The 23,517-nt window shown below is 45.1% G+C and carries 15 protein-coding genes and 2 pseudogenes; 12 read left to right on the top strand and 5 right to left on the bottom strand.

The window, feature by feature from the left end:
- Positions 1-538: 538 nt before the first annotated feature.
- The gene (locus GOL65_RS14450) at positions 539-3,160 is read left to right on the top strand and encodes an autotransporter outer membrane beta-barrel domain-containing protein (protein WP_179038424.1); all 2,622 of its coding nucleotides are present in this window, start codon (positions 539-541) and stop codon (positions 3,158-3,160) included.
- 254 nt (positions 3,161-3,414) lie between these two features.
- On the opposite strand, the gene GOL65_RS14445 is transcribed toward GOL65_RS14450, so the two are convergent.
- Positions 3,415-4,770: an MFS transporter gene (locus tag GOL65_RS14445; RefSeq protein ID WP_140920337.1), complete on the bottom strand. Its 1,356-nt coding sequence runs from the start codon at positions 4,768-4,770 to the stop codon at positions 3,415-3,417.
- Positions 4,771-5,529: 759 nt separating this feature from the next.
- Here GOL65_RS14445 and GOL65_RS14440 point away from each other — a divergent pair.
- Positions 5,530-5,853, top strand: coding sequence for a hypothetical protein (locus tag GOL65_RS14440; RefSeq protein WP_140920338.1), 324 nt, complete (start codon positions 5,530-5,532; stop codon positions 5,851-5,853).
- 209 nt (positions 5,854-6,062) lie between these two features.
- The gene (locus tag GOL65_RS14435; RefSeq protein WP_140920339.1) at positions 6,063-7,277 is read left to right on the top strand and encodes an MFS transporter; all 1,215 of its coding nucleotides are present in this window, start codon (positions 6,063-6,065) and stop codon (positions 7,275-7,277) included.
- 74 nt (positions 7,278-7,351) lie between these two features.
- Here the strand turns inward: GOL65_RS14435 and GOL65_RS14430 are convergent, their stop codons facing one another.
- Both GOL65_RS14430 and GOL65_RS14425 read right to left on the bottom strand, forming a co-directional pair.
- Positions 7,352-8,953, bottom strand: coding sequence for an autotransporter outer membrane beta-barrel domain-containing protein (locus GOL65_RS14430; RefSeq protein WP_140920340.1), 1,602 nt, complete (start codon positions 8,951-8,953; stop codon positions 7,352-7,354).
- 335 nt (positions 8,954-9,288) lie between these two features.
- Positions 9,289-10,002, bottom strand: a complete 714-nt coding sequence (locus tag GOL65_RS14425) for an SAM-dependent methyltransferase (protein WP_179038423.1) — start codon at positions 10,000-10,002, stop codon at positions 9,289-9,291.
- Between the two features lie 848 nt (positions 10,003-10,850).
- On the opposite strand from GOL65_RS14425, the pseudogene GOL65_RS14420 reads away from it, so the two are divergent.
- From GOL65_RS14420 to GOL65_RS14410, 3 genes and pseudogenes are all read left to right on the top strand, one after another.
- A pseudogene (locus tag GOL65_RS14420) lies at positions 10,851-12,286 on the top strand (PTS mannitol transporter subunit IICBA); the annotation flags it as partial.
- 74 nt (positions 12,287-12,360) lie between these two features.
- A pseudogene (locus tag GOL65_RS14415) lies at positions 12,361-12,636 on the top strand (mannitol dehydrogenase family protein); the annotation flags it as partial.
- Positions 12,637-12,732: 96 nt separating this feature from the next.
- Positions 12,733-13,269, top strand: coding sequence for an MltR family transcriptional regulator (locus GOL65_RS14410; protein ID WP_140920342.1), 537 nt, complete (start codon positions 12,733-12,735; stop codon positions 13,267-13,269).
- Between the two features lie 1,124 nt (positions 13,270-14,393).
- Here the strand turns inward: GOL65_RS14410 and GOL65_RS14405 are convergent.
- The gene (locus GOL65_RS14405; RefSeq protein WP_228397005.1) at positions 14,394-15,095 is read right to left on the bottom strand and encodes a protein bax; all 702 of its coding nucleotides are present in this window, start codon (positions 15,093-15,095) and stop codon (positions 14,394-14,396) included.
- A gap of 617 nt (positions 15,096-15,712) precedes the next feature.
- Between GOL65_RS14405 and GOL65_RS14400 the strand changes: the two genes are divergently transcribed.
- The 3 genes from GOL65_RS14400 (at position 15,713) to GOL65_RS14390 (ending at position 19,033) form a co-directional block, all read left to right on the top strand.
- Positions 15,713-16,984 (top strand): nucleoside permease, encoded by a 1,272-nt coding sequence (locus GOL65_RS14400; RefSeq protein WP_140920344.1) that lies wholly within the window; start codon positions 15,713-15,715, stop codon positions 16,982-16,984.
- A gap of 77 nt (positions 16,985-17,061) precedes the next feature.
- Positions 17,062-18,081 carry an ADP-ribosylglycohydrolase family protein gene (locus GOL65_RS14395; protein WP_218652066.1) on the top strand — a complete coding sequence of 340 codons (1,020 nt, stop codon included), beginning with the start codon at positions 17,062-17,064 and terminating at the stop codon, positions 18,079-18,081.
- Positions 18,068-19,033 (top strand): PfkB family carbohydrate kinase, encoded by a 966-nt coding sequence (locus GOL65_RS14390; RefSeq protein WP_140920346.1) that lies wholly within the window; start codon positions 18,068-18,070, stop codon positions 19,031-19,033. The genes GOL65_RS14395 and GOL65_RS14390 overlap by 14 nt, the downstream gene beginning before the upstream one ends.
- A 350-nt stretch (positions 19,034-19,383) precedes the next feature.
- On the opposite strand, the gene GOL65_RS14385 is transcribed toward GOL65_RS14390, so the two are convergent.
- A complete protein-coding gene (locus GOL65_RS14385) occupies positions 19,384-20,130 on the bottom strand; it encodes a GntR family transcriptional regulator (protein WP_140920347.1) in 747 nt (248 codons plus the stop codon).
- Positions 20,131-20,312: 182 nt separating this feature from the next.
- On the opposite strand from GOL65_RS14385, the gene GOL65_RS14380 reads away from it, so the two are divergent.
- Genes GOL65_RS14380 through GOL65_RS14370 form a run of 3 tightly spaced genes read left to right on the top strand, consistent with a single transcriptional unit; the run spans position 20,313 to position 23,435 of the window.
- Positions 20,313-21,047 carry a hypothetical protein gene (locus tag GOL65_RS14380; RefSeq protein WP_140920348.1) on the top strand — a complete coding sequence of 245 codons (735 nt, stop codon included), beginning with the start codon at positions 20,313-20,315 and terminating at the stop codon, positions 21,045-21,047.
- Positions 21,011-21,904: an SDR family NAD(P)-dependent oxidoreductase gene (locus GOL65_RS14375; RefSeq protein ID WP_218652049.1), complete on the top strand. Its 894-nt coding sequence runs from the start codon at positions 21,011-21,013 to the stop codon at positions 21,902-21,904. Before GOL65_RS14380 ends, GOL65_RS14375 begins: the two co-directional genes overlap by 37 nt.
- Complete coding sequence (locus tag GOL65_RS14370) at positions 21,897-23,435, top strand: AMP-binding protein (protein WP_179038422.1); 1,539 nt, start codon at positions 21,897-21,899, stop codon at positions 23,433-23,435. Before GOL65_RS14375 ends, GOL65_RS14370 begins: the two co-directional genes overlap by 8 nt.
- Positions 23,436-23,517 lie beyond the last annotated feature (82 nt).

Genomic DNA, 23,517 nt, shown 5'->3' with positions numbered 1-23,517 from the left:
TCGACAGACAGAAAGCCTTTCCCTGACTCAATAAACAGCGTCTAGCCCCATGCTCATCTCCAGCTCGGCATCATCCCTATGGTACGAACTGGTATCATGAAAAGCCTGCAAAATACTGACCACCGAACCAAAGGCAGCCACCAGGCTCCGACAAAACACCCCCAGAAAAAGCTCAACATGCTCTTCAGTTATCCACCCGATTATCCATAACACGAATACCATTGAATCACCGGACAGCATGATTCGCCAGAATGCCAGTTAAACAGAATTGTTTACCCTCTCCATTATTAACCATCTTATTAATAATATCGCAATGAAATTCAATTTATCAGCAATAAAAATAACCACGAAATAGTTGCTGTTATATTTTTATTTTTGATTTAAATCATTACAAATTAATTTTTTCTGGTTTTAGCAACACTTCTCAATTATTATGCCGACGATTAAAAAATAAATACGAATGAGTTGTTATTAATTTATTGAATAATACCGTTCATTTATTAAATGATGAACATTTAATTAATAGTAAGGATACGTAATGAAAAGGACTCTACTCGCCTTTAGTATTGGTCTTATCTTAAGCAATACTGTTCATGCAGCACCCGCCACGACAACCGTTAACGATCAAGCAACATTAGCAGCCCATGCAGGTGAGGTTAATGTTGAGAATAGCTGGGGGATAAACCTATATCAGGACCAGTCGTTTAACTATTCCGATGACATTAAAATTGATTATAAATTAACAGCGAATGCGTTGGGTGAGGTTGGTGTAATTCAGGTATTTAATAGTAATGTCATTTTTGGCAGCACAACGATTGTTGCTAATGTCGAAAATGGCGTGACTGCTTCTGATGTGAGTGCAGTTAGATTAAAGAGTGGTTCCCCTGCAGCAACAGCAAGTATTATATCAGCCGAATTGGCTGCGAATTCATCATTTACCATTAATGGTAACGATCAGATGCGTCTTATTGGTGTCGATATTAATGGTGGTTCGGGTAGTTTGACTGCGAAACTCAATGAGAATACCACCATCACATTAAATGATGCAGGTATCGGCTCCAGAGGACTATTTGCTTATTTAACGGGTTCAAAAATTGAAACTCAGGATGGATTACTGATTGAAATAAACTCCAATGGCGCGAACTATATTCGTGCTGTTTCCGCAGAGGGGTGGATGAGAGGTTCATCAAGCGTTGATGGAGGGGAGATTGCGTTAAACGGCACAACTACCGTAAATCTGTTAAATGGGGGCGATCGCACTACTGCCATTAATGCTTACAGAACAGGTTCTAACATCACCGCGCAAAAAGCAGTCACCATTAATAATATTACCAATAACTCATCGGCCATATTATATGGTTTGTATGCCTCTGATGGCGGTAGCATTGATTTTGCCGATACCGCAAATATTACTTTGAGTGGTGGTGCCAGTGATTCTGCCGCAGCTACGGTTTATTCTGGCAGCGATATTACGTTAACCGGCGCTGATATTAATATTGATGCTGGCTATGCTTTTCTGGCAAATGGTGCAGATAGTCTGATTACCGGCAATAACGCAAAGTATGTGATTAATGGCAATATGATGTCAGAAAATGATGGTGCTATTAATATCACAATGGCTGATAACTCCGTGTTTAATGGCATTACCTCGCTCGACACGTCTGCCAGTACCATTGATCTCACCCTGAATGGTACACAAAGCATCTGGAACATGGCGGGGGATTCTGTGGTATCTAACCTGTCCCTGAATGGTGCAACCCTTGCTTATAACACCCCAGCTACAGGCACATTTACCCCAAAAGAATTATTGGTTACCGGAAATTATGCCGGTAACGATGCGGTGTTAGTGCTGAATACAGCGTTAGGTGATGATAATTCAGTAACCGATAAATTAATTGTTCAGGGCAATGTTGAAGCAGGTACCACCAAAGTTGCGATCAATAATATTGGCGGTACGGGTGGGCAAACCATCAATGGCATTAAGATCGTTGAAGTTGGCGGTCAATCAATCGGGGAATTTGTTCAACAAAACCGAATTGTTGCCGGTGCTTATGACTATCAAATCGCGAAAGGCACTGCGGATGAAAACTGGTATTTAAGCAGCGCCGTTTCACCTGTTGAGCCAAATCCGGGTTCACCGGTCACGCCAGTACCTGAAGATTCAAACAATGAGCAGATTCTGCGTCCTGAATTCGGCAGCTATTTGGCCAACAATTACGCAGCGAATACCATGTTCCTGATGCGCTTGCACGATCGTTTAGGTGAAACTCAATACACCGATGTATTAACCGGTGAGCAGAAGGTCACCAGCATGTGGATGCGTCACGTTGGTGGTCATACCCGTTTTAAAAATAGTAATGAGCAGTTGAAAACACAAAGTAATCGCTATGTGGCACAAATTGGTGGTGATTTAGCACAGTGGAGTTCAGACGGTTTGGATCGCTGGCATTTAGGTGCAATGGCTGGTTACGGTAACAACCAGAGCAATACCAAATCTCATGTCATTAATCGCGAATCACGCGGTAAAGTTGATGGCTACAGCGCCGGTCTGTATGGAACCTGGTATGCCAATCAGGCAGATAAGACCGGTGCCTATATTGATAGCTGGGTACTTTACAACTGGTTTGATAATGAAGTCACTGGCGATGAACGAGCTACTGAAACCTACAAATCACGTGGTGTTACAGCATCGCTTGAAGGTGGTTATAGCTTTAAGCTAGGCGAAAACGGCCGCGACAGCTACTGGTTACAACCAAAAGCGCAAGTAGTCTGGATGGATGTGCAGGCAAAAGATCATTATGAGCAAGCTGATGTTACTGGTACTCGCACCAAGGTGTCTGATAAGACTAAAGGTAATTTGCAAACCCGTCTTGGTTTAAAAGCATACATCAACGGCCACAGCCATTGGGATGATGGCAAAGATCGTAAATTCCAGCCATTCGTAGAAGCAAACTGGATCCATAATACCAACAATTATGCCGTTCAGATTGCAGATACCAGAGATGAAATGAGTGGTACCAAAAACATTGGCGAATTGAAACTGGGTGTCGAAGGACAGTTATCTAAACGTTTGAACATTTGGGGTAACGCCGCTCAGCAGATTGGCGATAACGGTTACAGCGATACCTCTGCCATGTTAGGAATTAAATACCAATTCTAATTAGTGTTGCCGGATAAGATTCAGCAAAAGCTGGCCATGTTCGGACATGTTCATTTAAGATGTTTTGAGTGAACGGGATACTACTTTTTGAGCTTCAAACGGCCCTTACTTGGGCCGTTTTCTTTTTCCAGTAAGCATAAAAAAGCCCCGTCAAAAATAAGGGGCTCATATGATACGCCATCCAGATGGTTCAACCGTCCATTTTGCTTAACCGAATGAAGTTAGCTGAATGGCGGTTTCCATGTTATATCACCTTAATCAGCAATAACCGGCGCCGCAGGAATTGCATCAGGCTGCTTTTTTGCTGTCCAGCCTTTGTACGCCAACGGCAGGAAAGCAACCGCAACGGCTAACAGAGAAACGATCCCTACATAGTAAGCCGGTGCCATAGCGCTTTGCTGTAACCATGCGCCGGTGATCATTGGCGTTAAACCACCAAATACCGCGTAAGCCAGGTTGTAGGCAAATGATAAACCGGAGAAGCGAATAGCCGGAGGGAATGCACGTGCACCAACAATTGGTGTAGTGGCAATCGCACCGACAAACAGCCCCATCAAACCATAGTTAAACATCAGCTCTCCGGCACCAATTTCCGGATGTAGTGAACTATAAAAATGGTAGGCCGTAATTGCCAGACCGCCCCATGAAGCCGCCATACAGATACGTGTACCTAATTTATCGCTAATCCAACCCCAGAAAATACATCCCAGCGTTAACATTAGCGTAGCGACACAGTTGGCTTCCAGAGAAATAGTTCTGTCCACCTGATACATCTTCTCAACCACTACAGAAGGCGTCATCAGAATGGTAACTACAATTGCAGTAGACAGCGACCAGGTTAAAATCGCGGTAATACCACAGGCTTGTTTATGACTTCTGATAACAGTTTTAACCGGAAGCTCTTTTGCCAGTGCGTGCTTCTCTGCCATCTCTTTAAAGATTGGGGTTTCTTGCAGGAACTTACGCAGATAAACCGAGATAAAACCAAATACGCCGCCCAGAATGAACGGAATACGCCATGCATATTCATTAATTTCTGCGGTGCTGTAACTGCGCTGAATAACGATAGCTACAATTGAGCCCAACAGAATGCCGCCGGTAATACCAGACGTTAAGGTACCAACGCCTAAACCATAACGCTGCTCAGGGGTATGCTCCGCAATAAATACCCATGCTCCAGGCATTTCACCACCAATGGCTGCTCCCTGTAGAATACGCATTAGCAGTAGAAGAACCGGTGCCATCACACCAATAGAAGCGTAAGTCGGCAGCAAGCCAATAACCAGCGTTGGCAACGCCATCAGGAAAATACTCAAGGTGAACATGCGCTTACGGCCAATTTTATCACCGTAGTGCGCCATAATAATCCCACCGAGCGGACGAGCCAGATAACCGGCAGCAAAAATACCCAAAGTTTTCATCTGGGCAATAAACTCATTGTCACCAGGGAAAAACAGATGGGTTAATGTTCCGGTAAAGAAAACAAAGATAACGAAATCATAAAACTCCAGAGTGCCTCCAAGAGAGGATAACCCTAAGGTCTTATAATCATTTTTATTCAACGGTCGCGCTTTTGGCTGGCCAGTTATTGTGGGAGAAGACGCTGTCATTTACTTGTAACCTGTTATCGAATTATTGTATTTGCAAAAAACTTGCCTAAAAATCTATTAATTAGGTTTCCAAAAGTGACCAACGCACACACATTCCGTAGCCGGAAAATAACTCAGGAATGCATATATCGTTCAGAGATGTTCCGTCGCTGAAGGCACTCAATCCATTGATTCGCGGTCAGTATTGCGTAGCTTTATGAATGGTCACTAGATACTAGTTATAGCAGTAAATTCGACATACTGTAAACCACACAACTGAAAATAGGTCATCGTGCTTTATTTGCCAGCAAAAACCAGAACATTTCCCTAAATTATCTCTATTTAAGAATGGTTCATAACAAACAGAGCCGTTTTGACCGTTTACCAGATGCAAAAAAACATACGGGTTACCCCATGACTGCAACACATTGATTAAAAAATATTACCCATCGGCAGATAACAATATTCCCCGCTGAAAAATAAAATCAGCGTTTGCATTCCCCCTAAAAGTTTGATGATTTTATGTTCAAACCGAATGAAAAATCACCATCATCAATAACTTATCAATTATCTTCTGGTGATAAAAAATTAAAATCTCATTTATCAAACCGTTGTTTCTTTATCTCATATATAACAATTAGTTAGTTAAATATAATTATAAATTAAATATTTTTATAATAATTTTGAGATTAATGTTTCACTAATGAATACAAAACCGTTATGATAAAGGCGTGTTTTTAAATGTAATTTATTGATTTTAATGAAAATGAGATGGATTTCATGGCTAAAGAAATAATGGTATGTGGCGTCAGCGTTAAAGTAAAAAATAGCGTAAGTATCTACAATCAGATCGCCTCATTAAATTTAAATCAATCTTTACCTACTATAATTGACCAGTTGGATGAAGACTTACTGCAAATAGAGTTCAGTAATGGAAACATTGTCGATGTAGGTTGGTACCCCTCTTTTGATGAGCAGGGAGAGTTCATCATCTATACCATTTCTGATAATAACTGGGATGAGCCCTGCGCAAAATTTACCACCCGTGATGGTAGTGAGCTTATTGAGCTGCTCAAACAGTCTATTGCTATGGCATCAAAATAATTATACAGGCCTATCTCCTGATAACCTTTCTCCCTGTGTAAACACTCTCGCTGCGCCTGATTTCCTGTCTTTCATATCCTGTACCTGAAACGATTTATGTAACAAATTTGATAATTAATTGTTATAAATTATTTTCTTTTACGCTATGGTCGACACTTTGCATCACCCTACTATTGTCAGGGTTATGGATATCATTATTCAGGAGCGTTATGTCAGTCAGCCATCAGGAACAACAAGTTACGCCTTCCGCCACTCAAGCTTTTATTGTCTTTCTGGCGGGAGTCAGTGCCGCATTGCATATCTGGAAGTTGCCTCCGGCACTGCCCGTTTTGCAGGAAACGCTGGAGCTTAGCCTTTCACAGGCTGGATGGTTGATTTCTGTATTTCAACTGGCGGGAATGCTACTGGGGTTGGTGTTTGGCCTGTTTGTTCAACGTATCGGGCAAAAGCAAAGTATCCTGATTGGGCTTTGTGTCTTATCGGCAGCCTCCTTCGCCGGAGCAACCGCCAGCGGCATTGCCACCCTGCTGGTATTTCGCATTATAGAAGGCTTTGCCCTGCTAATGGTCACCATGTCCGCCCCGGCGCTAATCAAACATATCGCCCCTAAAGCCCGATTAAGTTTCTTTGTTGCTTTGTGGAGTGCCTATATACCAACCGCGACGGTATTTGCGCTATTTGCCGGTGCTTCAATTCTCAACTATTTTGACTGGTCAGTACTGTGGACAGGTTCTGGCATTATCACTCTGATTATGGCTCTGCTGGTATGGCGAACGGTTAAAGAGAACCGCCCTGACCATGCCCCCGGACATAATCAGCTGCATCAAGCCTGGTTATCAATTAAACAAACCCTGACGGTGAAAGAGCCCTGGCTGGTCGCCGTAACCTTTTCCATGTATACCAGCCAGTGGGTTGCAATTATTAGCTTTTTACCGATTATCTATCGCGAAGCGGGGATTTCTGGCGCGTTAATGGGAACCTTTACCGCCATCGCGGCCGGGGTCAATATTGTTGGTAACTTACTGGCGGGCAAATTGTTACAGCAAAAGGTATCCGCCAATCTGCTGTTAAATATTGCCTTCATTACCATGATAGCGTCCGCCTTTGTTGCCTTTGGGCTGAACAGTTCTCCCTGGACTCAGTTTATTGCTATTACTCTGTTCTCTGCTGCCGGAGGGCTGGCTCCGGCAACGCTATTCAATCTGGCAGTTAAAGTCACACCATCAGTACAAAATATTCCCGTCACCATTGGCTGGCTGCAGCAATGGATAAGCTTTGGTCAGTTTGCTGGTCCAATTATTGTCGCTTTAGTGGTGGATTACACTCAGGGTTGGAGTTCTGTCTGGCTGTTAACCGGAGCCTGGGGGGCATTGGGGATTATTTTGAGTTATTTACTATGCAGAACGGCGGCAGTTAAATCATAAATCGGAATAACAAAAGCCCGGTGACTAAACAGAAAAAGAATGATTTCATCATCGGGCTGGCCGGTATCAAATTATCAGAAGCTATAGCGCAATCCTAAATTCCCCTGAACCGGTACTTCGATTTTGCTGCCTTTGGCATAATCAACTTCGGCAAACAAAGTTACCTGTCGGGATAGTCTGGCATCCACACCCAGCCCCACTTTAGCCATATCGCCGGATAAATCAGTTGTAAACTGGTTACGCTGGTTAATTACAGTATTGTTGTTATCAATATACTCATGAACCCAGGCGGCTTTAATATAAGGGGTTACCATGCTGTTTTCGCCGGTGCTGAAACTTTTTCCCAGGCTAAAACCCAATTCGCTGGTCAGGGAATCCTGATGGTCAATTTTGGCTTTCATATCATTATTTAACCTAACGTCTTCTCCACCAACCTGCACATAGGCCAGGCGGACGTAGGGCTCAATCCAGATATCAGCTACAACCGATGCGTTATATCCCACCTCAAGCGAACCACCCAGTGCATTCTGGCTGTAGTCACCCTTAATACCTGCGCCATTGGTTGAGATGGCTTGTAAGTCATTGCTGAAATGACTGTATTTCAATACGCCATCAATATACCAGCCGCTTTGATAAAAATAGGTACCGTAAAGTCCGGCACTGTAGCTATCTATATTGCTGGTGCCCCCGCGAGCATGTTTCACATCGGAATTACTATAGCTGGTGAAACCACCCCAGAATGCTTTACCACTTTCATAATCCGCCATGCGGTCAGCTCCCAGCTCAATACCCGCCTGTTCCAGCTTAAAGTGTGCATTATCGGCGGAGATATTGCTTTTTCCACTGGTGGTTCTGATCCAGACTCCGGCATTGCCTTCATTTTGTAGCAGGGAGCCTTTTCTGAAGCGTAAACTCTGAAGTTCATTATTAAAAATCAGCTGTGGTGCTGCCGCCATGGAGAGTATCGCATCCGTTGCAGGGCTGAGGCTGGGTGAATTAACGCGCATATCAATTGCGCCGAGATACCAAACTTCTCCATTGGCTTCAGGGCGGTTATACAATGAATAGATATAGGTACCACCATCTACCGCATTAATATTGACGCCATTAACATTGGTCAGATTAAAACTGCTGCCGCCACTTTGGTCGGTAATTAAATCCAGCGATTTATCTCCGGGATTGGTAATCTCTGCTCCAGAGTCTGCCACTCGAATCAGATGCCGACCGCTACCCTGTCGAATTGTCAGATAATCACCACGTCCATGCTGAATCTCAGTATTGAAATCGAAGGTGATACAGCCTGACAGAGTATCTATATTTAAATGAGAGTATGTTGCGCTCTCAGCAGTACCATTAATTATGCTATTAAACACGACATTACCCGTGCCCCGCAGCGTACCAATGCTCACCATATCCGTATCTGCACTATTTGCCGTTATCTTCATTAGTGCATCATCGCCGTTTAGCTCAACATATTCTGCATAAGTTGGTGCACTGGCGTCGTTAGCCATCAGACGCAGCTCTCCGCCATGATTAATCAATGTCATGCCGGATAAATAGGCACCAGAGCGAATAGAGGAAGTTTCACCTTCAGATATCGTGGTATTCAGCGCAAAAGCGGTCTGGCAAAACGCTAAAGGGATTAATATGCTTAAAGCAGATAATGTGGTTTTCATATTGAAGTCGTTCCCTCAATTAATACAGCTCCATTGATTGATATGCTAACAAACAAAATTAACAATAACCACGCTTTAAGGGCAATAAACATCCAATATTAAAATTGTATATTGATATTTAAAGATTTTTATAAATAAAATAAAAACCCCAATAATAAAGGGGAAAAGAATTCAATTACCAGAAAAAACACAATAAAAATGCAATAATATCAACAGTTATAAAAGTAATTTTTAATTATTTAAACACCCATTAGTATTTAAAAAAATTATCTGGAAATCACATTTTAAATTAGTGGCCTAACCATCGTCAGGCCACTGTTTTACTAAATTATCAGTCAGTTAACTTTTCCGACAATTTGAACCAGATTGAAATATTGTCCGTTTTCAACGGCCATCATATCTCTATCCTTCACCGCATAAGGATTACTGTCGCACAGTAGCCACTCATCCCAGGCCTGTTTACAACAGTCCATTTCACGGCAGGTTTCAATTGATACCGCACCTGAAGCTTCCCACAAGGTTTTCCACCAGTCGCTGGTAAAAAAATACATCCCTTCTTGCCACCAAGGGAGCATCTCTTCTGGCGGTTGTCCATTGACTAAAGGACGCTGTAATCCGGGAACCGTTACGGCAATTAGACCACCCGGTTTTACCAGTGGAGCAAGGTGAGTTTCCAGATAACCCGGCTTATGGCCAAAGTATTGGTAAGCATCAATGCTAATCACCGCATCAAAATAGCCTTCAGCAAACGGCAATTCATGGGCATCAAGATTGAGCGGAATAATACGATCCTCCATGCCAAATTGCTTGAATCGCTGCCAGTTGTCAGTGGAGCTAATCCATAAATCTACCGCATAGATTGTGGCGTCAAATTGATGAGCCAGAAACAATGAAGTAATCCCTGCACCACAGCCTAAGTCCAGAATACGCATTCCTTTTTTCAAAGGTAGATCTCGCGTCAGTTCCCGGGCGATGAGCAAAGCATTGGGACCCATCATATGTTGGCGTAAAAATGAATCTTGAAATAATAGGTTAATTGGTGACGTCATTGGTCATTTTCCTTTTTAACAATATTAATAAAATGGATAAATGATGAATGAGCCGCACAAATCGGCAGATAGCAGAGAACCGACACCACGAGCAAACCGTGGCGACAGCGTCGATAATTAAATACAGGATGATGCAGGAACGACACGTTCCGGATGAAAAGCGTCATATTGAAAACCTCGTTAAAAACCACACCTAATCCTCTACGCACCCGCTATATGCAGCGCAGAATATTCATCATTCTCAGGATTTGTGATATCGCCCGGTTTAGTTCGGGATCAATATCAATGGTTTAACGCAATCTCCAACATGCAAGCCTCGGTGAAACAGTGATAATAAAAGTGATAACGCACTATATGCGTGGCTACTATAAAAGAAAGCATCTGAAAAAGCCAATCGCCATGCGGCATTGCTGAAAAAAACTCGCCAAAAACCAATAAATTGTAATTAAGTTACAGAAATAACGATCGGCTATCGAAGCTGAAGGTTCTGAAAACGGAGTTATCGATCGGCAAGGCGGGAAATGAAAAATACTTTGTGATTAATATCACACTTGACAAACAAGCTCAATCAGAAAAATAGTGATAAACATCACATAAAAATTACCAAATCGGTACTTTTATTAACATTGTCACTTTCTTACAGCTATTTTTTGTGATCAATATCACTAACAAGCATAGAGCAAGGGGGGTAACTAAGTGATCATGATCACAAAGTCCGCCCGGGGTACGCGAGACAAAAATGTCGTGATAGAGTCGGCCTGCATTGAAAATGATTGACGGTTTTTGGCGAAGCCGTCCCGACTACTACTACGTGCACTATCATCTGCGCGTACCTCGAGGGGTGTTTTATGTTATCACCAAATATAAAGGTCAAGGTACAGAATTTTGGCCGCTTCCTCAGCAACATGGTGATGCCCAATATCGGCGCATTTATCGCCTGGGGGCTGATTACCGCACTGTTTATTCCTACCGGTTGGCTACCAAATGAAACCTTAGCCAAACTGGTTGGCCCAATGATTACCTACTTACTTCCGCTATTAATCGGTTACACCGGTGGGCGTCTGGTTGGTGACGAACGCGGTGGCGTTGTAGGCGCACCACCATGGGTGTGGTTATCGGTGCCGATATGCCAATGTTTATGGGGGCTATGATTGTGGGGCCGCTGGGTGGCTATGCCATCCGCCGCTTTGACCGCTGGGTTGATGGTAAAATCAAAAGCGGTTTTGAGATGTTAGTGAATAACTTCTCTGCCGGTATCATTGGTATGTTACTGGCTATCCTGGCTTTTATGGCTATCGGCCCGCTGGTTGAATCCCTGTCTAAGCTGCTGGCTGCCGGGGTTAACATTATGGTGCAGAACAACCTGCTGCCGTTAACCTCTATTTTTGTTGAACCGGCAAAAATTCTGTTCCTGAATAACGCCATCAACCACGGGATCTTCTCTCCGCTGGGAATTCAGCAGGCAACAGAAACGGGCAAATCCATTTTCTTCCTGATTGAAGCCAATCCGGGTCCGGGCCTTGGTGTGCTATTGGCCTATATGTTCTTTGGTAAAGGCAGTGCAAAACAGTCTGCTCCGGGTGCGGTGATTATCCACTTTTTTGGTGGTATTCATGAGATCTACTTCCCTTACGTTTTAATGAACCCGCGTTTGATTATCGCGGTGATTTTAGGCGGAATGACGGGTGTATTTACCCTAACGCTGTTTAATGCGGGACTGGTTTCTCCTGCGTCTCCCGGTTCTATTTTTGCCGTCCTGCTAATGACACCAAAGTCATCACTGATTGGCGTAGTTCTGTCTATTCTGGCTTCTGGTATTGTCTCTTTCCTGATTTCAGCCGTGATGCTTAAGCGCGTACCTGCCGGAGAAGAAGAGAACAACGGTCTGGCAGACGCTACTCGCCGTATGCAAGGCATGAAGCAACAGTCCAAAGGCAATAAAGCTCAGGGCGGTGCTGCACAACCGGCGTTACATAAAAGCGATATGGTGAAAGACTTAAGCTATGTGCGCACTATTATGGTTGCCTGTGATGCCGGTATGGGGTCCAGCGCGATGGGGGCCGGAGTACTACGTAAAAAAGTAAAAGATGCCGGACTCAACCATATTACCGTTGCTAACTGTGCGATTAATAGTCTGCCGGAAGGCGTGGATATGGTTATCACCCATCAGGATCTTACCCGTCGGGCGATGGATCATGCGCCTCATGCTATACATATCTCGTTGAAAAACTTTCTCGACAGTCAGCTTTACAACGACTTAACGGCTCGCCTGCTGGCGGCCAAACATCCTCAGGCAGCTAACGACAGCAAACTGATTACCCAAACCATTGTCGCTGCTAACGATGAACATTTTGACCCCGCCAACCATTGCGTAAGCTGAGTGAGGGAGATCGGCTAATTAAACCGCTTCGTGGTACGCTGGAGTACGGTTTGCCTCATCAAAATTTACTGATTGGTATTGCGGCTGCATTGAGTTATCGCAGTAAGCAAGATCCGCAGGCGCAAGAACTGGCAGCCATGTTGGCGTCGAAGGGAATTGAGCAAACCCTGCAAGACGTTTGTCACCTTCAGGATCAACCGGAGGTTGTGGCACAAATAACAAATGTGTATAACACCATGCAACATCAGACCTAGCAGATGCCTGTATCATGAGATTATGCACCTTTATATAACCACCTCAGGCAGCAATGTCTGTTATTCAGGTAAAAAGATTTAGCTGGCAAAGTAACTATGGCAACAATGGAAGAAACTCAGGTATTTGAAAATCGCATTCTGGAACGTCTGAATGCCAGATTAACGGTAAAAGGCTTTATCGAGGCTGCTGTCAGCCTGTTAGCCGATGCCGTCGATTTGTTGATCCTGCAGGTATTCCGCAAAGATGACTATGCCGTTAAGTATGCTGTTGAACCGTTGCTGGAGGGTTCTGGCCCTCTGGCAGCACTTCCGGTGCGTTTGAAACTGATTTATGCCCTTGGGGTTATTACCCGGGATGAGTATGAGGATGTTGAACTGTTACTGGCGCTGAATAATGAGCTGCTTAATATTCAGGATAATCTCAGCTTTACTGATGATGAAGTGCTGGGTCCATTGCATATGCTGCACGGCATCACCCTGCCCCCTCCTCCGGTATTAAACCTGCCGGAAGATGTTATTGATGACAAACTGGTGGATATGCAGCTTCAGCGGTACCAGCAGGCTATTCGGTCGACGTTAGTGTTGTATATTACGGATTTGTTGTCGCGGTTGGGGCATAAGAAAGCTTTTTAAATTAGGGTATTTGTTTTAGCTACCGTGGATATTCCGGCCGTAAAGGCGGTATTGCTTATATAGGCTTGGTGCTCGGCCGGTAGACCGTTTGTACTTTAGCCTGGGGTGCGTCGGGCCTAGTCCGACGATTGACATTTTTTACTGTTAGCTACTGTGGATATTCCGGCCGTAAAGACGGTATTGCTTATATAGGCTTGGTGCTCGGCCGGTAGACCATCTGTACTTTAGCCTGGAGTGCGTCGGGCTGGGCCCGACGATTGACATTTTTTACTGTTAGCTACCGTGAATATTCCGGCCGTAAAGGCGGTATTGCTTATATAGGCTTGGTGCTCGGCCGGTAGACCGTTTGTACTTTAGCCTGGGGTGCGTCGGGCCTAGTCCGCCTAGGGGCGCTTCGTTGGCTTACGCCAAGTCGACCCCAACGGCGGCCTCTCCCGACGATTGGCACTTTTTACTGTTAACTGCTGTGGATATTCCGGCCGTAAAAGCGATATTGCTTATATAAGCATGGTGCTCGGCCGGTAGACCGTCTGTACTTTAATCTGGGGTGCGTCGGGCTAAGCCCGACGATTGGCAATGCTAACTACCAATCAGGTATTCCATTCGGACATTCATTTTTATATTTTGCCCTTTGCCCTTTGCCCTTTGCCCTTTGCCCTTTGCCCTTTGCCCTTTGCCCTTTGCCCTTCAGGTTAAAGCATCCGAATGTTGCCGAAGGAAGACCAGAGGCAGCACGAACCGCATGGATGCGGTGAGAGGCATAGCGACGCTGGGAGCGGCTCTATGCCGGTGCGTTAAGCCTCTGGGCTGACTGAGGTTGCCGCCGCAACGCGGCGGTCAACAGTCGGCTGCGCAGGCGCGGGGAGTGCAAAGGGGCGTTCGCCCCAACGCCCCTTTGCTCGACGCAAGCACCATTGCCGAGATAATCACTTCATCAAAGGCGGCGAAACTCACACCGAACAAAATATTCAAACATCAACATCTGGTACGCAGCTGCCGAAATAAACACTGCATCAAAAGCGGCGAAACTCACACCAAACTAAACAATATCAAACTATCTTTGAATTCCACCCATAAAAAAACCGAACAGATAACTGTCCGGTTTTTAAATTTATAATCCCTAACTAACCAGCAACATCAACACTTGATGCGGTTCTCACCTGCTGGATCAACTCTTCATTATGGTCCAGCATCTTGCGTAAAAACTGATTATACGACGCACCTCGTTCAGAGTAGCGTCCCAGTTTATTCACTAAGTGCTCGGCCGTCACGGTATCGCCCTGGCTTCTCAGCGCTGCCCGTGAATCACGCAGTTTATTGTAGGCCGCGTGGGTATTCATATTCAGCAAATAGGCAGTGACGGAATCATCTACAGAGTTGTAGGATGAATAACCTTTTATTCCACCTTTGCTATTACAACTTTTACTACCGCAGCGCATACCAAACAAATTCTTGTTGGTTTGCGCCAGCTTAGAGGTTCCCCAGCCTGACTCTGTCGCTGCCTGAGCAACCACCAAATGAGTCGGCAGAACATCAACGCGTTTCAGCAGCTCATCCCACTTCACCTTCTTGGGATTTGAGGTGCATTCCATACGATAACGACTACAGATTTGCTGTAACCGCACGATGTCCTGTGAGCTCCAGCTCTGGGATGAACGCTTCTTTAATAGCCACTCGCGTTCCTGGCGAATTTGACTGTTTTGTTGATCAATAATAGGTACAACGGCATTAAGAAATGCTTTTTTCCGTTGAGTGCCGGAAGGGTATTTTCGCAAATCAGGTAGGCTGTCAAGCTTATCATTGAGAGAATACTCTTGATGGATCATTGTCCCTGTTGATGCCCAACCGACCGATGAACTCACACTCAAAAGGAAAAACGCTGAACCTATTATTTTTAAAACAAGTGAAGGCATAAAAACTCCAAAACTAGTTCACAAAATAATCAGATTTCGATTTAAGATGGTCGATGATGCAGAAATAAATTGAAAGTAGCAAGTTGTAACAAAAAACGATTATCTCACCAAAATATCAATTCGACGCGTAATATTTGGATATAAAAGCACTTTTTCAGCATGAGATGTTACTGACCGTTTTAAATAAATCGATTCAGTTCTACAGCAGGTTGCACAATTCTGTGATTATCCTATGGCTCATCCAGTGATGGTAGCCGGTTAAGGCCTTTTCTTCCTAAAAAAACCTTTAAAATATAATAAGTTATTCATGAAAAAATTAAACCACGCTTTCAGGAATACGGCTAATGGTACTGTTGCTATTGATATCAAAAGAATTTATCGCTGACAGGAAGAATAGTTACGCCGGTACAACCTTCAACAATGTTATCTGGTTCAAGGTTTTCACACAAAGGTATTGTAAAGGTATTATCAAATGGTATTGTCATGGTAAGCAATACCTACCCTACGCAGTATCATGAAAGGACTGAAACATGAATAAAACAATAGCAAAACTCTCATTCATGATGTTCATTGAATGGTTTATCTGGGGAGCCTGGTTTGTACCTCTGTGGCTTTTCCTGAATTCAAGCGGTTTCACCCCAACAGAGATTGGCTGGTCTTATGCCTGTACGGCGATTGCCGCTATTCTCTCGCCTATATTAGTGGGATCGATTACAGACCGTTTTTTTGCAGCTCAAAAAGTACTGGCAGTATTAATGTTTGCCGGAGCCATACTGATGTGGCTGGCGGCACAGCAAACCCAGTTCAATACCTTCTTCCCGCTGTTGTTGGCCTATTCATTAACCTATATGCCAACCATCGCACTAACCAACAGTATTGCGTTCTCTAACGTCGATGATGTGGAACGTCAGTTCCCGCGCATTCGGGTAATGGGAACTATCGGCTGGATCGCCTCTGGTCTGGTGTGCGGTTTCTTACCGGGAATGCTGGGCTATGGCGATATCTCTGCCAGCAATATCCCTCTATTAATTACCGCCGCCAGCTCCGCTCTGCTGGGGGTATTTGCTCTGATGCTACCAAATACACCGCCGAAGAGTACCGGTAAGATGAGCGTGAAGGTAATGCTGGGGCTGGACGCCATCGTTCTGTTAAAAGATCGCAACTTCCTGGTGTTCTTCTTCTGTTCATTCCTGTTCGCTATGCCGTTAGCTTTCTACTATATCTTCGCCAATGGCTATCTGACAGAAGTAGGCATGAAAAATGCAACCGGTTGGATGACGCTGGGTCAGTTCTCTGAAATCTTCTTTATGCTGGCGCTGCCATTCTTTACCAAGCGCTTTGGTATCAAAAAGGTGCTGTTACTGGGCTTAGTGACTGCGGCGATTCGTTATGGCTTCTTCGTCTACGGTGGTGCCGACCATATCTTTACCTACGGCCTGTTATTCCTCGGCATTCTGCTGCACGGTGTTAGTTACGACTTCTACTATGTTACCGCTTATATCTATGTTGATAAAAAAGCACCGGTACATATGCGCACCGCAGCACAAGGGCTGATTACCCTTTGCTGTCAGGGCTTTGGCAGCCTGTTAGGTTACCGTTTAGGCGGTCAGATGATGGAAAAAATGTTTGCCTACTCTGAACCAGTTAACGGCCAGACCTTTAACTGGGCAGGTATGTGGGGATTTGGTGCCATTATGATCGTGGTGATTACCATCCTGTTTATGCTGTTCTTTAAAGAGTCCGATGGCGAAATCAAAACCATTGAAGTCGCACCACAAGACGCTAAATCAGTTGAAGCATAATCGTTAGTGTTATCCGCCGCGGTCTTCAATCAGTGAATTCCGCGGTACAGCAATAAAGTCAATATTAAGGGTTTATGATGAATAAAGAGAACCGCATTTTAGGCGCCTTCTATGGCCAGGCTTTGGGCGACGCGATGGGGATGCCCTCGGAGTTGTGGCCTCGTTCTCGGGTCAAATCCTATTTTGGCTGGATAGATCGCTTTTTACCGGGACCGGCTGAAAATAACGCCGCCTGCTATTTTAATACCGCCGAATTTACCGATGATACATCCATGGCGCTGGCGCTGGCGGATGCCATTATTGAATGCAAAGGGGAAATCGAACCTGCGATTATCGGTCGTAATATTATGAGCTGGGCAGAAGAGTTTGATGCCTTCAATAAAAACGTGTTAGGACCAACCTCCAAAATTGCACTGAATGCCATTAAGAAAGGTACTCCAATTGATCGGTTAGAGAATAATGGCGTGACTAACGGTGCTGCTATGCGGGTTTCGCCGCTTGGTTGTCTGTTGCCAACCCATTCGCTGGATGATTTTATTGCCGATGTGGCAAAAGCTTCCAGCCCAACCCATAAGTCTGACGTGGCGATTTCCGGTGCAGTCGCTATTGCCTGGGCTATTTCTAAAGCTATCGATGGTATCAGTTGGTCACAGATTTGCGATCAGCTTCCTGCGGTTGCCAAAGCGGCACAGGAAAAGCATATCACCACCTTTAGCGCTTCAATGGCTGCCAGAATCGAGCTGGCGTTACACACCGCCAGACAGGCAGATGGCGTTGAACAAGGCATGGAGCAGATTTACCATTTGGTAGGTGCGGGTACCAGCACCATTGAGTCAGTGCCTGCCGCCATCGCGATGGTTGAACTGGCACAAACCGATCCTAATCGCTGCGCTATTCTGTGTGCCAACCTTGGCGGTGATACGGATACAATTGGTGCAATGGCAACCGCCATTTGCGGCGCGTTACACGGAATTGAACGTATTGACCCGCAATTAAAACAGCAGTTGGATCAGGTCAATCAGTTAGACTTCACCCGCTACAGTCAGACCTTTGTCCAGCTTCGTCATCAAAGAGAGGCCACTTATGAACGCCGCTGAGCTGAAAAACCAACTTCCATCATTAACTAATCAGCGTCCAATTTGTGTGATTGGTGCAGCAGTGATTGATGTAATTGCTGATGCTTACTCACTGCCTCATCGGGGCAGTGATATTGAACTGCACCAGCAGGGTGTCAATGTGGGGGGTTGTGCACTGAATATTGCCATTACCCTGCATCGATTAGGGTTATCTTCTCTTAATGCATTGCCGATGGGACAAGGCATCTGGGCTGATATTATCCGCAAAACCCTGAATGAAAAAGGTATCGTTTCCGCACTGGAAACCGATAAAGGCGACAACGGCTGGTGTCTGGCCTTAGTGGAACCCGACGGTGAACGCACTTTTCTGTCCGTTAGCGGTGTGGAAAACCAGTGGGATAAAGAAACCCTGAGCAGCCTTAAGCTACAGCCTGATACTTTGATCTATCTTTCTGGCTATCAGTTAGCCTCTGCCACTGGTGGAGTATTGATTGACTGGCTGGAGTCATTAGAAAGCAACATTGAACTGTTTATCGATTTCGGCCCGCGTATTGAAGATATATCAGAGCAGCAACTGGCTCGCCTGATGGCTCTCAAGCCAATGGTATCTCTCAACCGTCAGGAAGCCGAATTAATGGACACCAGAATATCCGGTCATACTTCTGTTCTGAGTGCTGAAACATTGGCAGATGATTGGTACAACCGCTACGGCTGCCCACTGATTATTCGGGTAGACAAAGAAGGTGCCTGTTATCACGACGGTAAACAAAAAGGTTGGGTAAAACCGTTCCCGGCTCAGGTCGTCGACACCATCGGCGCCGGCGGCGTCCTCGCCGCCTTATCTTCCGGCTGGTCACTGGCTGATGCAGTAACACTGGGCAACGCGGTAGCCTCCTATGTCGTCAGCCACCGCGGCGGCGACTGCGCACCATCAGTAACCGAGTTATCGGAATACCTTAAGCAATATAATTGATCAACAAAACAGGCCATTGACCTTTAGCCCTTAATCTTTGGTCTTTGGTCTTTGGTCTTTGGTCTTTGGTTTGCCCTTTCCAGGGAGCACTGGAATTCAGCTGACGACTGAAAGAGGCCAGCACGAGCAGCATGGATGCTGCTCGAGGCACTGCTTCGCCGGGAGCGAATCAGTGCCGGTGCGTTAAGGCCGAAAGAAGGAGGAAGGAAGTCGCGTAGCGACCTGAATTCGTGTGCGAAGGCGCGGAGGTGCAGGAGGCGTTCGCCTTAACGCCTCTTGCTCGGCCGCCGCACACTAGTCAAGCAAGACACTACATTATTTGCGGACGAAACCTACTCGAAATAAGATAATTACTCTTCCGAAACAAACACATACATATCACTACGACACAAATTCACACTATACTCAATCAGTCGATTTAAATGATCAAACACCACCTGCTTAATCACCAACACCGGTACTGCTTCATCCAGCTTAATATGTGACTGAAACTCAACGTCCGGCATGCGGGCGCTGACTTTGCTTTTAGTTCGCTGAGGAATAATGTTCTGGCTGCGAAAGTAGTCATACAGTGACATACCGATGTCATCAACATTTTTTATTAACTCTACCGGAACATAGGACTCTTCAATAGAAACCGGGTCATCATCCACATAACGAATGCGCTTAAGCATAAACACCTGACTGTTAAGCGGAATTTTTAGCTGCCCGGCAACTTCATCAGAACATTTAACAATACTCTTGTTAACCCACAGGGTATTTGGCTTTTTCCCCCGCAGCTCTACCTGCTGGGAGAACCCCTTGGCTTCTTTTAATGAGTATTCAAACTTATCGTTAATTTGGGTACCAAAACCGCGGGAACGAATAACTACGCCCTGCTCATCCAGCATCTCCATGGCTTTACGTACGGTAATTCGCGACACTCCGGTTAGCTGACTTAAGTCCCGTTCTCCCGGCAGAATATTTCCTGGCGGCAAAATACCCGTTCGCACTGCCATTTTGACCGTTTCAGCAAACTTCAGATATAGCGGCGTATTATCTGGCTCTGCAATACGCTCGCAGAGTTGTCTAATCAACGTCGAGTGTGTGTCATTCATCTCAGTCAGCCCAAAGTAAGTAATTGAAAAATCGTAAATTACTATTTATTTAGTTGAAGTCTTTCCATTATACCCACTCTGGCTTTATCGGCATGCTTTTATTCACCCCTTAATCCCGAATTGAGAAAATGGTTTCATCGTGTTATTTCTGTCAGCATATTGGATTATTGTCAGGGAAAGCTATGGAACTGGATGAGATATGGGGCTGCAGAGCATTAGGTACCGATAAGCCTCATTTCTATACTGATTGGGCAGAACAACAGTTAGTTAATGGCTCTGAATCTGAAGCGATTCTGATACTGGCGAGTCTGGGACTTGATAAGCAATTAGATCGCCAGGAAGTTGAGTTTTATTTTCAACGTTATATAGAAAGCGCTGACATTATTCCCCCTTATCATGCGGTTGCTCTGGCGAATTACGCTAAAGTTTTGTGTCGCAAAATTATCTCATCACATATCTCTCCCGACGAGGGAGCTTTCATGCTTTCTGAATTTAACCATAAGACAGAATATCAGTACCCTATTTATATAATATGGAGCGATCTGGGAGAGGATCTGACGTTATTTGAGATGGGAGAAGGGTATTATCTCTGGCATGCCATCACGAATGACAATAAGGTTTCATATATTATTAATACAGCAAAACAATTTATAGTTCTGTTGGAATCGAAACTGCCTGATAACTTTTTTGATCTGTCTTATTGCCCCCAATATTCCCATACTGGAATACCTGATAAAAAGCAGATGGCACAAGCTGAAGCGGCCCAAAAAGCCTCCCAATATAGTTTTATACCCAACAGTTGCTATGTCACAATTCAGGTCTGCCATTGTTGCCAGTTTACAGCGCTAATCTCTATGCGAAGCTATCAGGGAAGGGAGCTATGGCTGAAAGCTCATCAATTATCGAGGCTGAATTGATGATTATCTCTTCCACTATGCTAACCAAATACCTACTCTTCCCCTACCGCCAACCGGATAAATCCGCGCTAAACCGCTACCTGCAAAATAAGACTATTCTGATTACCGGTGCCAGCTATGGTATCGGGGAAACAGTAGCAGAAATGCTGGCAGACTATCCGGTTCGATTGATTCTGGTTGCCCGCACAGCAGAAAAACTACAGCAAATTCAGCAACGGCTGGCATCCCGATCCTCTGACTGCCATGTTATTCCCTGTGACCTGACCAGTGAAGAACAGTGCTCCTGGCTACTCAATCAACTACAGCAGTTTGGCAATATTGATATCTTTATTAACAATGCGGGGAAATCTATCTGCCGCCCGCTGCTGAATTCACTGGACAGGCTGCATGATTTTCAACGCACTATGCGCCTGAACTATCTTGCTCCGGTTCAGCTCTGCCTGAGTTTGATCCCTCAACTGGAAAAAACTCAGGGACAAATTATCAATATATCAGCTCTGAATGTACTGCTGGCACCAACCCCTTATTGGGCGGCATATCAGGCCTCGAAAACCGCATTTGACCAGTGGCTACGCTGTGCGGAACCAGAATTGAAACAGGCAAAAATAGCCGTCTGTTCTATTTACTTTCCACTGGTCAAAACCCGCATGATAGCGCCAGTTTATGCTGATAAACCGGTTCCTGCTCTGTCAGTTGAACAAGCGGCGGAAATCATCTGCCGTGCCCTGTACACTCGCAAACCTTGCATCCGTCCCTGGTGGACCATGTTGGCTCAAGTGGCCTCAGTTATTTTCCATCGGCTATGGACCGCCTGCTGTGGCTACTATTTAACGGTAAAACGTAAATCAGATGAATAAGTTTAAATTACTGCACAATATTGGTTTATTATCGCTCAAAGGCATATCTGCGCTGATATCCTCAATCAGGGCTAACGGTATTAGTTTAATGGCCTTATCAGGCTATAGCGCCCGACGTTACCCCGAGCGCAAAGCGATTCAGGATGAGAACCAATCATTAAGCTATCAACAACTGTACCAACAATCTCTGGCAGTAGCCGGTTTGCTTATATCGCAACACCAGATTGCACCACACAGACAAGTAGCTATCATTTGTCGTAATCATGCATCATTACTTAAGGCACTGTTCGCCACCTCCGCTACCGGTGCAGATATTTGTTTGATTAATAGCGAAATTAGCCCTCAGCAGTTAGCTTCATTTATACATCAGCATCAGTTTCATTTAATTATTCACGATCGGGAGCTATTTCCCGTCATTCAACAGGCAGGCTATAGCGGACAATGTTTACCGGTCAGCCATGATTCAGAACCATCCATTGAGTCATATAGCCAAATGCCCGTCAAACCGATAGCCAAAATCACCTATGGCCCGGGAAAAATTGTGGTGCTGACCGGTGGCACCAGCGGTGAATTCAAACAAGCAGCACGTAAGCCGTCATTGTTTGCCTTTCTTAATCCGCTGATGGCTTTATTAGATAAGTTAAAACTGGAACAGTACCGCTCTTTATATATTGCTACGCCGATTTACCATGGGTTTGGTCTGGCGACCCTATGCATTGCCACTCTGCTAGGTTCCACTATCTATTTGGCCCGTCGTTTTGAAGCACAGCAAGCGGCTGAACTGATAAATCAACAGCAAATAGAAGTCGTCACACTGGTTCCGCTAATGTTGAGCCGTATGATGCATCGCTATCCAACCAGTCTAAAATCACTGCGCTGTATTATTTCCGGCGGAGCCGCACTTCCGCCAACGCTGTTTAGCGAAACACAAACTCTGCTGGGTAAGCGGCTATTCAACCTGTACGGCACTTCAGAAGCGGGAGTCTGTACTATTGCCACCCCGGACGATCTGGCTTATGCAGCAGATACCATTGGATTACCCATCGATGGATTGACCATCTGCCTGCGCGATGCCGCCACAGGCCAGTTGATTACCCGTAATAACACCGTTGGTTTGTTGCAGGTTCAATGCCGCTGGGCAGCTCAACAAACCGATGATTTAGTGGCAACCGGCGATCTGGCCTTTCGCGATGCTAATGGCTACTACTTTCTAAGCGGCCGAGGCGATGACATGATCGTTTCCGGTGGTGAAAATATCTATCCCATTGAACTGGAAAAGGTTCTGGCTGAGCATCCATTGGTCAGGGAGTGCGTAATAATCGGTATTGAAGATAAAGAGTTTGGTCAGCGATTAAAGGCATTTGTCGTTATTCATCCCGATGGAAATATTGATGTGCAAGCGCTAATACAATGGTTAAAACCTCGGGTTGCCCGCTATCAAATGCCGGTTAGTATCGAGTTGATTGAAGAAATCCCGCTAACGGCAGTGGGCAAGCCCGATACCAGAAAACTAAATAACTTATCGTGCTAACAATTTACGGAATAAACCAGCAATATCCGCCGATAAAGCAGCAAAATCATCAAACAGGCGTGAATGTCTGGTTTATGCCATA

It is taken from the genome of Limnobaculum xujianqingii, assembly GCF_013394855.1.
Classification (GTDB): domain Bacteria; phylum Pseudomonadota; class Gammaproteobacteria; order Enterobacterales; family Enterobacteriaceae; genus Limnobaculum; species Limnobaculum xujianqingii.
The sequence above is the reverse complement of the archived record's forward strand: the minus strand, read 5'-3'. Positions and strand labels throughout refer to the sequence as shown.

Coding starts and splice junctions, on each gene's coding strand:
- GOL65_RS14450 (WP_179038424.1), top strand. CDS start 539: ATGAAAAGGACTCTACTCGCCTTTAGTATTGGTCTTATCTTAAGCAAT.
- GOL65_RS14445 (WP_140920337.1), bottom strand. CDS start 4,770: ATGACAGCGTCTTCTCCCACAATAACTGGCCAGCCAAAAGCGCGACCG.
- GOL65_RS14440 (WP_140920338.1), top strand. CDS start 5,530: ATGGCTAAAGAAATAATGGTATGTGGCGTCAGCGTTAAAGTAAAAAAT.
- GOL65_RS14435 (WP_140920339.1), top strand. CDS start 6,063: ATGTCAGTCAGCCATCAGGAACAACAAGTTACGCCTTCCGCCACTCAA.
- GOL65_RS14430 (WP_140920340.1), bottom strand. CDS start 8,953: ATGAAAACCACATTATCTGCTTTAAGCATATTAATCCCTTTAGCGTTT.
- GOL65_RS14425 (WP_179038423.1), bottom strand. CDS start 10,002: ATGACGTCACCAATTAACCTATTATTTCAAGATTCATTTTTACGCCAA.
- GOL65_RS14410 (WP_140920342.1), top strand. CDS start 12,733: ATGGCAACAATGGAAGAAACTCAGGTATTTGAAAATCGCATTCTGGAA.
- GOL65_RS14405 (WP_228397005.1), bottom strand. CDS start 15,095: ATGATCCATCAAGAGTATTCTCTCAATGATAAGCTTGACAGCCTACCT.
- GOL65_RS14400 (WP_140920344.1), top strand. CDS start 15,713: ATGAATAAAACAATAGCAAAACTCTCATTCATGATGTTCATTGAATGG.
- GOL65_RS14395 (WP_218652066.1), top strand. CDS start 17,062: ATGAATAAAGAGAACCGCATTTTAGGCGCCTTCTATGGCCAGGCTTTG.
- GOL65_RS14390 (WP_140920346.1), top strand. CDS start 18,068: ATGAACGCCGCTGAGCTGAAAAACCAACTTCCATCATTAACTAATCAG.
- GOL65_RS14385 (WP_140920347.1), bottom strand. CDS start 20,130: ATGAATGACACACACTCGACGTTGATTAGACAACTCTGCGAGCGTATT.
- GOL65_RS14380 (WP_140920348.1), top strand. CDS start 20,313: ATGGAACTGGATGAGATATGGGGCTGCAGAGCATTAGGTACCGATAAG.
- GOL65_RS14375 (WP_218652049.1), top strand. CDS start 21,011: ATGGCTGAAAGCTCATCAATTATCGAGGCTGAATTGATGATTATCTCT.
- GOL65_RS14370 (WP_179038422.1), top strand. CDS start 21,897: ATGAATAAGTTTAAATTACTGCACAATATTGGTTTATTATCGCTCAAA.